At 59.0% G+C, this 14,613-nt stretch carries 12 protein-coding genes; 8 read left to right on the plus strand and 4 right to left on the minus strand.

Going from position 1 to position 14,613, the window contains the following annotated elements; all coding sequences use genetic code 11:
- Window positions 1-98: 98 nt before the first annotated feature.
- From CLV97_RS07355 to CLV97_RS07370, 4 genes are all read right to left on the minus strand, one after another.
- Window positions 99-389: a YtpI family protein gene (locus tag CLV97_RS07355; protein ID WP_106344880.1), complete on the minus strand. Its 291-nt coding sequence runs from the start codon at window positions 387-389 to the stop codon at window positions 99-101.
- A gap of 255 nt (window positions 390-644) precedes the next feature.
- Window positions 645-845, minus strand: coding sequence for a YtzJ family protein (locus CLV97_RS07360; RefSeq protein WP_245891426.1), 201 nt, complete (start codon window positions 843-845; stop codon window positions 645-647).
- Between the two features lie 101 nt (window positions 846-946).
- Window positions 947-1,474 (minus strand): sporulation membrane protein YtrI, encoded by a 528-nt coding sequence (locus CLV97_RS07365; protein ID WP_106344882.1) that lies wholly within the window; start codon window positions 1,472-1,474, stop codon window positions 947-949.
- A 1-nt stretch (window position 1,475) separates the two neighbouring features.
- Window positions 1,476-1,802, minus strand: coding sequence for a YtrH family sporulation protein (locus CLV97_RS07370; RefSeq protein WP_106344883.1), 327 nt, complete (start codon window positions 1,800-1,802; stop codon window positions 1,476-1,478).
- 151 nt (window positions 1,803-1,953) lie between these two features.
- Between CLV97_RS07370 and CLV97_RS07375 the strand changes: the two genes are divergently transcribed.
- From CLV97_RS07375 to fabG, 8 genes are all read left to right on the plus strand, one after another.
- The gene (locus tag CLV97_RS07375) at window positions 1,954-5,466 is read left to right on the plus strand and encodes a DNA polymerase III subunit alpha (RefSeq protein ID WP_106344927.1); all 3,513 of its coding nucleotides are present in this window, start codon (window positions 1,954-1,956) and stop codon (window positions 5,464-5,466) included.
- A 34-nt stretch (window positions 5,467-5,500) separates the two neighbouring features.
- The gene (locus CLV97_RS07380) at window positions 5,501-5,992 is read left to right on the plus strand and encodes a phosphatidylglycerophosphatase A family protein (protein ID WP_106344928.1); all 492 of its coding nucleotides are present in this window, start codon (window positions 5,501-5,503) and stop codon (window positions 5,990-5,992) included.
- A gap of 318 nt (window positions 5,993-6,310) precedes the next feature.
- On the plus strand, window positions 6,311-7,699 hold the full coding sequence (locus tag CLV97_RS07385) for an aspartate aminotransferase family protein (protein ID WP_106344884.1): 1,389 nt from the start codon (window positions 6,311-6,313) through the stop codon (window positions 7,697-7,699).
- A 4-nt stretch (window positions 7,700-7,703) separates the two neighbouring features.
- A complete protein-coding gene (locus CLV97_RS07390) occupies window positions 7,704-8,570 on the plus strand; it encodes a MurR/RpiR family transcriptional regulator (RefSeq protein ID WP_106344885.1) in 867 nt (288 codons plus the stop codon).
- A gap of 847 nt (window positions 8,571-9,417) precedes the next feature.
- On the plus strand, window positions 9,418-11,040 hold the full coding sequence (locus tag CLV97_RS07395; protein ID WP_211295704.1) for a long-chain fatty acid--CoA ligase: 1,623 nt from the start codon (window positions 9,418-9,420) through the stop codon (window positions 11,038-11,040).
- Window positions 11,041-11,347: 307 nt separating this feature from the next.
- The gene (locus tag CLV97_RS07400) at window positions 11,348-12,325 is read left to right on the plus strand and encodes an asparaginase (protein ID WP_106344887.1); all 978 of its coding nucleotides are present in this window, start codon (window positions 11,348-11,350) and stop codon (window positions 12,323-12,325) included.
- Between the two features lie 365 nt (window positions 12,326-12,690).
- Window positions 12,691-13,767, plus strand: a complete 1,077-nt coding sequence (locus CLV97_RS07405; protein ID WP_106344888.1) for a phosphotransferase family protein — start codon at window positions 12,691-12,693, stop codon at window positions 13,765-13,767.
- Between the two features lie 73 nt (window positions 13,768-13,840).
- A complete protein-coding gene (gene fabG / locus CLV97_RS07410; RefSeq protein WP_106344889.1) occupies window positions 13,841-14,602 on the plus strand; it encodes a 3-oxoacyl-ACP reductase FabG in 762 nt (253 codons plus the stop codon).
- Window positions 14,603-14,613: the final 11 nt, after the last annotated feature.

Here is a 14,613-nt window from a genome sequence, read left to right on the forward strand (position 1 = left end):
TCAACATGTTGGGAAGCGACGAGTCCCCCTCCCCTGCCTTTGAAAACGTTCCCCGGACACGTCAAAACCCGGCGGTCGGCCGGGTCTGGGGCTTTGTTTTATTTTTCTTCCGCCGCGGTCCGGAATTTTCGCCAGTTGCGGATGCCGTAGAACAGGTTGATCAGCCCGACGGCGAAGATGAAGGTGATCAGCAGGGCGCGAAACCAGTGCTGGACGGGCAGAAGCAATTGGGACGCGCCGATGGCGACGAACAGGATGCCCATGCTGATGTTGGTTTTCGCCTGGTACTGTTTCCTCTTGACTCCTTCGGTCCTGCGGGTAGCGTAACTGTTGGCGAAGAAGAAAATGGTGGCGATGATCACGACAATGAACAGAACAAGGGAAATCATCTGTATCCTCCCATCGTTTTCGAGACATCTTCCGAAAGCGGGAATTCGGTGAAAACCGGAACGCGTGTGAAGAACGGCTAGGGGTGTGCCGCGGAGCGCTTTGCAATGCGGGCATGTGGCGCGGCACACCCCTTTCCCGGTTTTCGCAACTGCTGCTACGTCCGTATGTTCCGTTTAAAACGGGGCTATGTATGCGACACGCCCGCACCCTCTGGGGGTGAGGCGCGAAATCATGCAATATTGGAGACAGCCGAATCAATGAAGAGTGGTTTGTTTCGTTTTTTCGGGGATGAACCACCAACCGATCGGAGTCCGGTCGATGTATACGGGCATGTTCAAATGGGCCAGTTCCTTCTCGATCAGCCGGGCCACTTCTTCTGTCTCGGCGTAGGCGGAATAACCCCGCTTCAGGCTTTCCAGTTTCTTTCTGGCCAGGCTTTTGCGGTTGATGATCACGGTGACTCCCCCTTTCTTAAAACCCCCTCCCATAAACTATAATACCAGAAAAAGGTCGATTGTGAATCTTGCGAGTGTGTCGAGTCCATGACATTTTCCCGCTAATTGGCGGGTTTCTCGGGCTCCGCCGCTTCAAGGGCTTCCACCCAGATTTTCAGCGTCGATTCGATGAAGGCGATGTATTTCAGGCGGAGGCGGATTTCGGTCTTGCGGTTGTTGTCGTCGGAAAGAAAGATGGTCCGGTTCCGCAGGATGGTGTCCAAGAGGTCGGGATTGTTGCTGATCCAGGTGACCGATTTTCCGATGAAGGGGTCCACCAGGGTTTCCACCTGTGCCTTGATCTCTTCCTGCCCGTATCGGAGGGGACTGATCACTTCCACCTGGATTTTGTGGATCTGCTCGGAGTTTTCCTGTCGCCGGGCGTCTTTGTCCAGCTCCTCCTGCAGGCGGAGAATTTCTTTGTTTTTTTGGTTGTTTGCGTAATAGAGGGCGGATCGCTCCAGATACATGCCGTCCAACTTCTGTCCCGTCCAAAGGAGCATGACCACCATCCCGGTGATCAGGCCGAAAAAAAAGGAGACGGCCACGCGGATCATCACCCTTGAACGAAAGAAGCGAGCGGTCATCATTCTACCAATCCCCTTGGATCAGCCAGCGGATCAGCAGATACCCGGTGTGGGCACCGATGAAGGAACTGAAAATGAATACCAGCTGTTGGGCGACCTCTTCGAGTTGACCTCCGAGGAGGTTGATTTCAAACGCTCGGATGGCGTCGAAGGTTCCTCCGATGGCGGCGACCATGGCCCAGATCTTCAGTTGGTCGGCCAGGTAGACCATTTTGCTCATCGGCGGTTCGTCCCCGAACAAGTAGCCGATCCCTCCCAGCAGGCTTCCCCCGAGGACGACACCCAGGGCGATGAAAAAATCGAGAACGGTTGTGGACCAGAATCCTCCCATGTTGCCATCCGCCTTTCGCCGAGGTTTCTAATACACCCTATGACGGGGCCCGGTCGATTATGTGGACAAGGGAAAACCGATCGGCTGTTCGCATTCCGGCCGTCCGTTCCGCTATAATGAAGGGAGAGAGGCCAAAGGACAGGTGGGGACGATGAAATCGACCTTTGTGCACCTTCATGTCCATACCGAATACAGCCTGCTGGACGGGGCGGCACGGATCAAAGAGCTGGTTCGGAAAGCCGAAGCGCAGGGCATGGATGCCCTGGCCATCACCGACCACGGGGTGATGCACGGCGTGATCCCCTTCTACCGGGAATGCCGCGAACGGGGGATCCGCCCGATCATCGGCTGTGAGGTGTATCTCACGCCGGGAGAGTTGGAGGAAAGGCCTTCTCCGCGGGAAAATCGGATTTACCATCTCCTGCTTTTGGCGGAAACCACCGAGGGATACCGGAATCTGATGAAGCTGGTGTCGGAGGCCCATCTTCGGGGTTTTCACTATAAACCCCGCGTGGACAAGGCCTTGCTCCGCCGCTTTCGAAAGGGGCTGATCGCCACCAGCGCCTGCCTGTCGGGAGAAATTCCCCGGGCGATTCTGGAGGGCAGGTTTCAAGATGCGCGCCGGATCGCGGAAGAGTACCGGGAATTGTTCGGGGAGGGGAATTTTTTCCTTGAGCTCCAGTCCCACGGGGTGCCGGAGGAGCAGAAGGTGAACCGGCACCTGATCGCCCTGGCGGAGGAGACGGGATTGCCCCTGGTGGCCACCAATGATGTCCACTACGTCAACCGGGAGGATCATGATGTCCAGGATTGCCTGTTGTGCATCGGCACCGGCCGACGCCTCGATGAAGAGGATCGGATGCGCTTCCCCACCGATGAATTTTATCTGAAGACGCCGGAGGAGATGGCCCGACTGTTTGCGGATGTTCCGGAGGCGATCCGCAACACGGTCCGGATCGCGGAGCGGTGTCGGGTGGAAATCCCTCTGGGGGGGCGGCTCTTGCCCCGTTTTCCCGTTCCCGACGGCCACACGTCTTCCTCCTATCTGCGGGAGCTGTGCCGAATGGGAGCGATACAGCGCTACGGTTCCATCACCCCCGAAGTGCGGGAAAGGCTGAGATACGAACTGGATATCATCGAGCGGATGGGTTTTGCCGACTACTTTCTCATCGTGTGGGACTTCGTCCGGTTCGCCCACGAACGGGGCATCGCCACGGGCCCCGGACGGGGCTCCGCCGCGGGCAGCCTGGTCGCCTACGTTCTCCGCATTACCGACATCGACCCGATCCGGTATGGGCTTCTCTTCGAGCGGTTTCTCAATCCGGAGCGGATCAGCATGCCGGACATCGACATCGATTTCAATTACGAGCGGCGGGATGAGGTGATCGAGTACGTCTCCCGGAAATACGGGCCGGACCGGGTGGCGCAGATCATCACCTTCGGAACGATGGCTCCCCGGGCGGCGGTGCGCGACGTGGGACGGGTGATGGGGCTTCCCTATCCCGAAGTGGATCGGGCGGCCAAGTTGATCCCCGCCTCTCCGGGCATGACCCTCGAAAAGGCCTTTCAGGCGGAACCCAGGTTGAAACAGCTGTGCGAAAGCAACCCGCGGATGGCCCGGCTGATGGAAGTGGTGAAAAAGGTGGAGGGAATGCCCAGGCATGCCTCCACCCACGCCGCCGGGTTGGTGATCTCCGAGAAACCCCTGACGGAATACGTCCCCCTGATGCGAGGGAGCGAAGGAGACAGCCTCACCCAGTATCCGATGGACGTGTTGGAGTCGATCGGCCTGTTAAAGGCGGACTTTCTCGGCCTTCGCAACCTGACGGTGATCGAGCGGGCCATCGGCATCATCCGGGAGACGGAGGGCAAGGAAATCCGCTTCGACCGGATGGATATGGAGGACGAGGAAACCTACCGGATGCTGGGCAGGGGGGATACCATCGGCGTGTTTCAACTGGAATCGGCGGGAATGCGCCGGGTGCTCAGGGAGCTCAAACCATCCTGCTTCGAGGATCTCATCGCCGTGCTGGCGCTGTACCGACCCGGCCCCATGGAACAGATTCCCCGTTTCATCCGGGCGAAGCACGGCAAGGAGCCCGTCACCTATCCCCATCCCGATCTGGAGCCGATTCTGAAGGACACCTACGGCATCATCGTCTACCAGGAGCAGATCATGCAGATCGCCTCCCGGATGGCCGGTTTCACTCTCGGCCAAGCCGATCTGCTGCGCCGGGCCGTGTCCAAAAAGAAGAGGGAACTGTTGAACGAACAGCGGGATGCGTTCCTGGCCGGCTGCCGGGCCAACGGCTACGATGAGGAGACGGGGCGCCGGGTCTATGATCTGATCGTCCGGTTCGCCGATTACGGCTTTAACCGCAGTCACTCCGCCGCCTATGCGGTGCTGGCTTATCAGACCGCCTATCTGAAGGCCAATCATCCGTTGGCCTTCATGGCTGCGCTCCTGACGACGGTGATGGGCAGCCAGGGGAAAATGGCCGAATACATCGAGGAGTGCCGCCGCATGGGCATTGAGGTGCTGCCCCCGGACGTGAACCGGAGCGGACGCTCTTTCAGCGTGGAGGGCGAAGCGATCCGCTTCGGGCTGGAAGCGGTCAAAAACGTGGGAACCCATGCGATCGAAGCCATCCTGCGGGAGCGGAAGCGACGTCCTTTCCGCGATTTGTTCGACCTCTGCGCGCGGGTGGATTTGCGACATGTGAATCGGCGGGTCCTGGAATCCCTGATCCAGTGCGGGGCCACGGAATCCCTGGAGGGTCACCGGGCGTTGCAATTGGCCATGTTGGATGAGGCGATGGAGCGGGGGAGCGCTTTTCAACAGCTGCGCTCCGAGGACCAGTTGGACCTCTTCGAGGATGAGACGCTCACCATTTCTTCCCCCCGTTTCGATTACAGCAGCACCGTTCCCTTTACCCGAAGGGAAATTCTCGAAATGGAACGGGAACTGCTCGGGCTGTATCTTTCCGGCCATCCCCTGGACGGCTATCGGGAGGAGCTGCCCCGCCTCGCGACCCACAGCCTTGCCGAACTGGAGGAATGCCGGGATGGGGAGCGAATCTCCATCGCGGGGATGATCACCCATGTGAAGCCGATCACCACCCGGAAGGGGGAACCGATGGCCTTCGTCACGGCGGAGGATTGGTCCCGGCAGGTGGAAGTGATCCTCTTCCCCCGAACCTATCGCCAATACCGGACATTGCTCCAGACGGACCGGCCGGTTCGCATCTCCGGCCGGATCAACCACCATGAAGAGGGCGTAAAGGTCTTGGCCGATACCCTGGAGGACCTGGAGCGGTTGGCAAAAGAACTGCCTGACGCTACGGGGGATTCATCCCGGGGCTCGGAGGCGGCGGTTGCGCCCGGCCGGGACGGGGGAGATCGCGGGGGCGAGCGTCCCGCGGCGTTTATACGGATTTCTCCCCGGCACGAGGACGGCCAAGCGCTTCAGTCCCTGAAACAGGTGCTCCTCCGGCACCGGGGAGAAGTTCCCGTGTATCTCTATTATGAGCGAACGAAGAAAGTGTTGGCCCTGCCCGTTTCCAAGTACGGGATCCGCCCGTCGGAGGAATGCCGCGCGCGCATTGAGGAAATCCTAGGAGAACGCACCTTTCGCCTGAAGGAGCCTCCCTCGGGCGGTGGGTGAGGATTGCGCGGATGCATATTCAGGGGAGGAGCCCGTGTTTTACGATTACGTCGTTCGCTTGTTGGAAAAAAGAGGAGTGTCCCTTGATTCCATTGCGGAGATCGTTCTGAAACTGCAAAAACCGTACCATGACGATCTGACCCTTCACGAATGCAGGGAGAGCGTGGAACGCGTTCTGCGGAAACGGGAAGTTCAACACGCCGTCATTACCGGCGTCTCCCTGGACATGCTGGCGGAGGAGAAAAAATTGCCCGAACCGCTGCAGACGATCTTGGCCATCGATGAGCCCTTGTACGGGATGGACGAGATCCTCGCCCTCGGAATCACCAATGTGTACGGAAGCATCGGCCTGACCAATTTCGGGTATCTGGACAAGCGGAAACCGATGATCCTCGGCCGTCTGAATCGGCGAAAGGCGGGGGTGCACGTATTTCTGGACGACCTGGTGGCGGGCATCGCCGCCGCGGCTTCGGCGCGCATCGCGCACCGTTTGCCCGAAGGGGAGCGGTTTGAGGGAGATCTGTGAACGGCGTCCGGGAAAGCGAGCTTTACCGAAGCGCTTCCTTGGCGATGGTGAAGGATGGATGAGTGAGGTGAAGGAAATCCTTTATTTAAAGGTCGATAGAGAAATATTTCCTTCATTAAATCGAGCAGTTATTACGAGCAAATCCGAAAAACCCTTCGAGAGGGTCCTTTTTTTTTGTCAGAGGGGCCCGGAAGGACCAAAACTCCGTAAAAAGGGAAGAACCCGCCGTCGCCATTTCTTCCGGGGTGCCGTAAAATGAAGTAAATCATTCAAGAAGATGATTTTTATGAATGAAATACTTCGAAGGGGATGAATTCCATGGCAACATCGGCACATCCGGTTCATCCGCTCGTGGGCAAGACGGCGGGTTCCGCGGAGCTTCACGAGGAAGCGGCCAATTATCTGCCCGGGGGAGTGACAGCCAACATCAAATATTTCGATCCGTATCCGATCGCGATGGAATCGGCGAACGGCGCCCGCATGAGGGATGTGGACGGAAATCAGTATATCGACTACAACCTCTGCTACGGAGCCCTGATGCTGGGACACGGCGATCCGCGGGTGAAGAAGGCGGTGCTGGAGCAGATGAACCGGATGGGTACGACCGTTTTGGGAACGCCCCATCGGTTGGAGGTGGACATGGCCCGGACGCTGGTCGGCCTGTATCCGGGGATCGACACGGTCCGCTTCACCAATTCGGGCCTGGAAGCGACCCTGTTGGCCATCCGGTTGGCGATGGCCTGGACGGGCCGGCCGAAACTGGCCAAATTCGAAGGTCATTATCACGGAGGATACGACCAGGTGTTGATCAGTGTCAACCCCGACCGGAGAAGCGCGGATCAGCTTCCCTCCGCACATCCCGATTCCATGGGGATTCCCGACTATTACCTGGAAAACACCGTGGTGCTTCCCTTCAATGATCTGGACGGGACGGAAGAGATCCTCCGGCGTCACGGACACGAGCTGGCTGCGGTGATCATCGAGCCGGTTCAGGGAGGATTTATCCCGCCCAAAATGGAATTTCTAAAGGGGCTGCGGGAGTTGACGCGGGCCTGCGGGGCTCTCCTCATCTTTGACGAGGTGAAGACGGGGTTCCGTGTCGGGTTGTCGGGAGCCCAGGGCCGTTACGGGGTGATTCCCGATCTGACGGCTCTCGGCAAAGTGTTGGGCGGGGGCTTTCCCGTGGGCGCCGTGGGTGGTCGGAAGGAGATCATGGACATCTGCGCGCCTCCCCCCCGTGCGGCGGATATCCTTTCCATCGGTTCCCAAAGGAAGGGTCGCGCGGCTTCGGACACCCTGTTCCACAGCGGAACCTACAACGGCCATCCCACCGTGCTCGCTGCCGGCATGGCCACCATTGAAGCCCTCAGAAGGCCCGGTGTGTACGCCGAAGTGGAGAAGGCGACGGGGGCTCTTCGCGCGGGAATGGAAGAGATCTTGAGAAGAAACGGGATTCCGGGACAAACTGTGGGAGTAGGGAGCATTTTCAACCTGGTGCTCGGAGAAGGTCCGGTAAGCCAGGTTCAGGATATTCTGCGCTCCGAACTCACTCTCCGCCGGAGGATCGACTATGCCTTGTTGGATCAGGGAATCTACGTGAAGCCTCTCAACCGGTTCAGTCTTTCCACCGCCCATACGCCGGACGTGATTGAAGAAACGCTGGACCGTTTCGAGAGGGGGGTGAAATTAACGATCAAGGGCAGGTGATGTCGTGAAAAAGAAGAAGGTGAGCGTGTTTCGACGGATTCGTGAAAAAAGCGACGGGATGAGCCGAGCCCATCAAAAGGTGGCGGCCTACATGGAGGCTCATCCCGATCGCGCTCCGTTTCTGACGGCGGCGCAAATGGCCCAATTGGCCGGGGTGAGCGAGGCGACGGTGATCCGGTTCGCCACTTACCTCGGATTTTCCGGTTTTTCCGAGATGCAGAAACACCTCCGGGAGGAAATCCGCGAACGGCTGACCACGGTGGAACGGCTTGATCTGGCTGAAGACGCTTACCCGGAGGAACAGCGGGTCGTCTACGAAGTGCTTCACGACGATTTGGGAAACCTCCAGCAGACGATGCACATGTTGGACGCCTCCGCTTTTGCCGAAGCCGTCGGCATGATCAGCCGTGCGCGGATGATCTCCGTTGTTGCCTTCCGCAGCTCCCACGCCTTGGGTTATTTCCTCACCTTTTACCTCAATTTGATTCTGGAAAACACCAAGCTCATTCAGCATTCGGATACGATGTTTGAACAGCTTTCTCCGCTTCGCGCCGATGATCTGCTGATCGGAATCGGGTTTCCGCGGTATACCGCCCGCACGATCCAGGCCATCCAGTACGCGAGGGGCCGGGGTGTGAAGACGCTGGCCATCACCGATTCCCACGGTTCGCCCTTGGCCCGCGAGGCGGAGGTCTACTTGGTTGCTTCCAGCAGGCTCCCTTCCTTTGTGGATTCGTACGTGGCGCCCCTCAGTCTGATCAACGCCCTGATCACGGCGGTGGGGAGAAAAAACAAAGCCGATGTTTCCCGCCGTCTCGAGGTCATGGAAGAGGTGTGGAGCAAGGAGGGGATTTATTTCCCGCAGGAGTAGGGGATTGTCGGCGGCTTCAGCCTTCGCAGGTTTATGTCCCTGATGGTCCGAAGGAGGGACAAGCTTCGACTCACCAAAAAGTAGGGTTCCATCTCCCGCGACGGGCGGCAGAAGGGGGTATGCCGCGCCCGTTTTCGGAACGGTTTCGGTCCTCGGTACACCTCGGCCGCGCAGAAGCAACGGAGGCGGTCGCGCGCATTTTTTCAAAAATAAAACGGGCACGTAACGGTCTACTTTTCACTATCATGGATCGCTGATTACCCACCCACGATCTTTCGACCGTGAGCGGGCAGTTCACAACCCATGATCGTGTTCGTTCGACCGTACAGAATCCCTTTACAGTCCCATGCAACCCTTTCGGCTGCATGGAACCGTTCACTCCGAATCGCTCTTTAAGAGGTGAGGTTGAAGGCCTCCCTTTCAGAGCGCAGTTCTTTAGATGGAGCCTGTGGCACTCTGTACGATCTTCGCTCGACCGCACGATCGGTTGGGACCCTGTTGCAATCCAGTTCTTAGGTCCGACTGCAACAAAGACTTTCCCGACCGGACGGAATCTTCCCTCCGACTGCATGCAAGCTTGAGATATGCATGCAATCTGCGGCCGATCCGTAGGAACCTTTTTTAGCCCCTATGGATCTGGGCTCGACCGTTACGTGCCCGTTACCTTCATTATGAGTGGGGGCCGATCCGCTTATGCACGGGCCCAGAAACTGACAAGGTTTGCGCTCCCGCTTTCAAAGGGAAAGGAAAGTATCATCGGATTATATTGAATCTTGAGTCAATAATCCATTACAATGCAAGTAGGTCCGATTATTTATGGGAGCGTGATACGGGTATGAAAGGAACCATGATGAATTACCCATTGACGCTGATGCATATTTTGGAGCGGGCGGGCATGCTCTATGGATCGGTGGAGATTGTCTCGCGCATGCCGGACAAGTCGCTGCATCGATACACTTACGCCGATTTTTACCGCAGAGCGCGTTCCCTGGCCAAGGCCCTGCAAAAGGCCGGGCTCAAGCGGGGTGACCGGGTAGGCACCCTGATGTGGAATCATTATGTCCATCTTGAGAGCTATTTCGGAATTCCCGCCGCCGGAGGCGTGATCCATACCCTGAACCTTCGTCTTCATCCGGATGAAATCGCTTACATCGCCAACCACGCCGGTGACCGCTTTTTGATTGTTGACGACGTGCTCTTGCCCCTGCTGCAAAAATTCCGGGATCAGCTCCGGGTCGAAAAAATCATCGTGGTTTCCCTCACGGGTCAGCCGGTTCCGGAGGGGATGGAGGAATACGAGTCCTTCATCGCGGAACCCGCCGAGGATTTCGTTTACCCCGAGCTCGAGGAGGAGGACGCCGCCGGGATGTGCTACACCTCGGGGACGACGGGCAGGCCCAAGGGAGTGGTCTACAGCCACCGGGCCCTGGTGCTCCATTCCTTTGCCACCGCTTTGGGCGATGTATTGGGCATCTCCCGGCGCGATGTCGTCGTGCCCGTGGTTCCCATGTTCCACGTCAATGCCTGGGGCCTGCCCTTTACTTGCACCATGGTGGGGACGAAGCAGGTTTTTCCCGGTCCGCACCTGGACCCCGCCAGTCTGCTGGATCTCTTCGAAAAGGAACGGGTCACGATTACCGCCGGGGTTCCGACCATCTGGCTCGGCATTTTGCAGATGCTGGAGAAAAACCCCGGTAAATGGGACCTGGTTCCGGGGATGCGGATGATGGTGGGGGGATCCGCCGCGCCGGAATCGATGATCCGGGCCTTTGACCGGCACAATCTCCGGGTGGTTCACGGCTGGGGGATGACAGAAACCACTCCGGTCGGAACGCTGGGAATATTGAAACCCCACATGGAGGAATGGCCGGAGGAAAAACAGTACGAGTATCGCGCCAAGCAGGGATTGCCTCTTCCGTTTGTCGAGGTGCGGATCGCGACGGAAGATGGGTTTGCCCCCCATGACGGGAAAACCATGGGCGAGCTGCAGGTGAGGGGGCCCTGGATCGCCGCGGACTATTACAACCGGCCCGATTCCCGGGATTCCTTCACGGAGGACGGCTGGTTCCGGACCGGCGATGTGGCGACGATCGATCCGGAGGGTTTTGTGAAGATCACCGACCGAACGAAGGATCTGATCAAATCCGGCGGCGAATGGATCAGTTCCGTCGACCTGGAGAACGCCCTGATGGGGCATCCCGCCGTGGCGGAGGCGGCGGTGATCGCCGTTCCCCATCCCAAGTGGCAGGAGCGCCCGCTGGCGGTGGTGGTGCTCAAGGAGGGAGCCCAGGCCACGGAAGAGGAATTGATCCAGTTCTTGGCGCCCAAATTCGCCAAGTGGTGGCTTCCCGACGGGGTGGTCTTCGTGGAGGAAATCCCCCGGACTTCCGCCGGGAAATTCCTGAAAGCGAAATTGCGGGAGCAGTTTAAGGACTGGGTGAAGGAAGGGGAAGGACTTCGCACGGAGTGAAGAGTCTCGCCACGGCATGGGCGGCCGAATTTCCGGCTTCCCGCGGCGAGTTTGAAATCCCCGTTTTTCTTCTTCGGGAGCGGCCTTGATCATACATGGGCTCACCCGTCCCTTCGGGGGAGCCCTTTTCTTCGTGCCTTTGCCTGCGTTGCCTCCTGCAGCCGACGGAGAACAGACCTCGGAAGTTGCCGTGCGGTCCCGCGATCGGTGCGCGCGGGGCGAGGTGGACTGGGGGCGGGGCTGCGCGGTATACTAAGCGGGGGATCCGGAAACGGATCGGCTCGAAACTGAGTTCTGGAGGCGCGCCATGAAACGGGTATTGATCATCACCACCGGAGGAACAATCGCCATGGGAAGGGACGAATCCGGTGCGGTCCGGGTGCTTGATGAGAATGTTCTGGTCAAGCAGCAATCGACCTTGGCCTCGATCGCCCACGTCGACTTTTTCACCTTTTCCAACCTTCCCAGCGTCCATCTGACCCTCGATCATTTCATCCGCTTGCGCCAGTTGATCCTGGACAAAGCGAAAGAATATGACGGAATTGTCGTCACTCACGGAACGGATACCCTGGAGGAGACGGCCTATTTTCTCGACCTGACCCTGCCGCTGACCCAACCGGTAATTCTCACCGGAGCGATGCGATCCTCCAACGAACCCGGCAGCGACGGCTTTCTCAACCTGTTGCAGTCGGTACAGGTGGCGGCGACTCCGGAATCTGAAAACAAGGGGGTGCTCGTGGTGATGAACGGAGAGATCCACGGCGCCCGTTTTGTCCAGAAGATGCACACCAGCCACGTGGAAGCGTTTGAGTCTCCCCAATTCGGTCCATACGGATGGGTGGAGAGGACCGGGATCCGCTATTTGATGGGGGCGGTGAAAAGAGAATGCATACCGGTTCGCACCGAGGCCCTGACGTGCCGAATTCCGATGATCAAGGCGGGCTTTGACACCGACGATTCCTTGGTTCAACACGCTCTGGAACGATCCGTGCCCGGCCTCGTGGTGGAGGGGATGGGAATGGGACATCTGCCGCCGGCCATGATGCCGGGGATCGTTCGGGCCCTGGAAGAGGGGGTGCCCGTCGTGATCACCAGCCGCTCACCGGGAGGGGCGGTGGAGCCGGTTTACGACTTCGAAGGCGGGGGACGGGAACTGGCTGAACGGGGAGCCATTTTTGCCCGGGGCATTCCGGCTCACAAAGCGCGGATCAAATTGATGGTGGCCCTGGCTGCCGATCCTCGCCCGAAAAACTTGGAGGAGCTGCGGGAGCTGTTTTCCCATTGAGAGGACGGGAGGATGGATCCCCGCCCGTGACACGAGAGCCGGGAACGAAGCGGCTTTCATCCATCGGAATTGGATGCATGGGGCTCTTTCCATTCGTGTGCTCAAGGGGAATTCTTCACCCACGTGAGCTGGCTCCCGTAAGTCGTGATTGACTTATCCGCTAACGGCGGAGGAAAATTGACACATTTGTCGAAATGGATAGAAGAAGAGGATGACCCCTATGTCGGAAGAAGGGAGAATCTCTCCCTTGTTTCCGTTTTTTTGCGTCCGTTTTCATCGGAATGTTGGCATGATTTTTGCTGGGTTTGTCTGGAGAGGGGAGGCGTGTTCAGAGGCCTGAAGCCAAACTGGGGGAGGGGTGAATCATGGGCGGAAAAGCGGAAGCCAATCGGACGATCCCCGTCAGGGAAGGGGAGGATTTTGACCGCGAAAAGGTGGAGCGGTTCCTCCGGGAGAACCTGAGGGATCTTGGCCCGGAGCCCCTCGAGGTGAGTCAGTTTCCAGCCGGTGCTTCCAATCTGACTTATTCTGTCCGCATCGGCGATTGGGAAGCGGTTTTGCGCCGCCCGCCCCTGGGGCCGGTTCCGCCGAAGGCCCACGACATGGTGCGGGAGGCGACCCTGTTGTCCAAGTTGCACCGGGTGTTTCCGCTGGCCCCCAAACCGTTTGTGATTTGCCGGGATTCCTCCGTCATCGGCGCTCCCTTTTACGTGATGGAGCGCCGGGAAGGAGTGGTTCTGGATGACGCCTTTCCCCCGGAGGTGGAACCGACGGAAGAGCTTTGCCGGGGGATATCCCGGACGGTGGTGGAAACGCTGGTGAAGCTCCACGCCGTCGACTGGCGGGAGGCGGGGTTGGACGGTTTCGGACGACCGGACGGTTTTCTGAAACGGCAGGTGGGCGGATGGATCGATCGCTATCACCGTTCCAGGACGGACGAAATTCCGGAAATCCAGTTTTTGACCCGGTGGCTTGCGGACCATGTCCCGGAAAGCCCTGCGCCGACGATGATCCACAACGACTTCAAGCTGAACAACATGCTGCTGGATCCGGAGGATTTGACAAAGGTCGTCGCGGTGCTGGACTGGGAGATGACGACGGTGGGGGATCCCCTCTTTGATTTGGCCGTCTCCCTTTCCTACTGGGTGGAGCGGGATGACCCGGAGGAGATGAAGGACATTTTGCCGACGGTGACGCCGCTTCCCGGTTTCATGACCCGCGCGGAAATGATGGAGCTGTATGCCCGGTTGAGCGACCGCGATCTGTCGTCCATGCATTTTTACATGACCTTTGCCTATTTCAAACTGGCGGTGATCCTTCAGCAAATCTACTTCCGTTGGAAGCGGGGCCAGACCAGGGACAGGCGTTTCGCTTCCTTCGGTGAACGCGTGCGCCGCTTGATCCGACACGCCGCGGAGTTGGCCGAGCGGGGGAGGTTGTAACCCGAAGGCCGCGGCGGCCGGAGATGGGTCCGGAAGTGACCGCAGCATTTTCCGTCTTTGAGGAGGGAGCGCGATGGGACGTCTGGAAAATCGAGTGGCGATGATAACGGGTGCGAGCCGGGGAATCGGCTTCGCGGCGGCTCGCCGGTTTGCCCGGGAAGGGGCGCGGGTGTGCATGGCCGACATCGATGAGGAGGGGATCCGCCGTGCGGAGGAATCCCTGCGGGGCGAGGGGTTGGAGGTGTTCGGCCTTCGCGTCGACGTGACGGATCGCGCCCAGGTGGAATCCGCGGTGGAGGAGACCGTCCGGCGCTACGGTCGGCTTGACATCCTGGTGAACAATGCCGGGGTGATCCGGGACAATCTGCTGTTCAAGATGACCGATGAAGATTGGCAGACGGTGATGGATGTCCACCTGAAGGGCGCCTTCTATTGCAGCCGGGCGGCCCAGAAGGTGATGGTGGAGCAAAATTACGGCCGGATCATCAACATCTCTTCCACGTCGGCCCTCGGAAACCGGGGACAGGCCAACTATTCGGCGGCCAAGGCGGGACTTCAGGGCTTCACCAAGACCCTGGCGATCGAGCTGGGCAAATTCGGGATCACGGTGAACGCCGTCGCCCCCGGATTTATCGAGACGGAGATGACCCGGGCCACGGCGGCGCGGATCGGCGTGGACTTCGATCAGTTTGTCAAGGAGGTCACGAAGCAGATTCCGGTCGGTCGGATCGGTCAACCGGAGGATATCGCGGCGGCGCTTTTGTTCTTCGCGTCGGAAGAGGCATCCTTCGTCAACGGCCAGGTGCTCTACGTGGCCGGCGGTCCCAAAGCCTGAGGATGGGGAGG

The organism is Planifilum fimeticola (genome assembly GCF_003001905.1).
GTDB classification, from domain to species: domain Bacteria; phylum Bacillota; class Bacilli; order Thermoactinomycetales; family DSM-44946; genus Planifilum; species Planifilum fimeticola.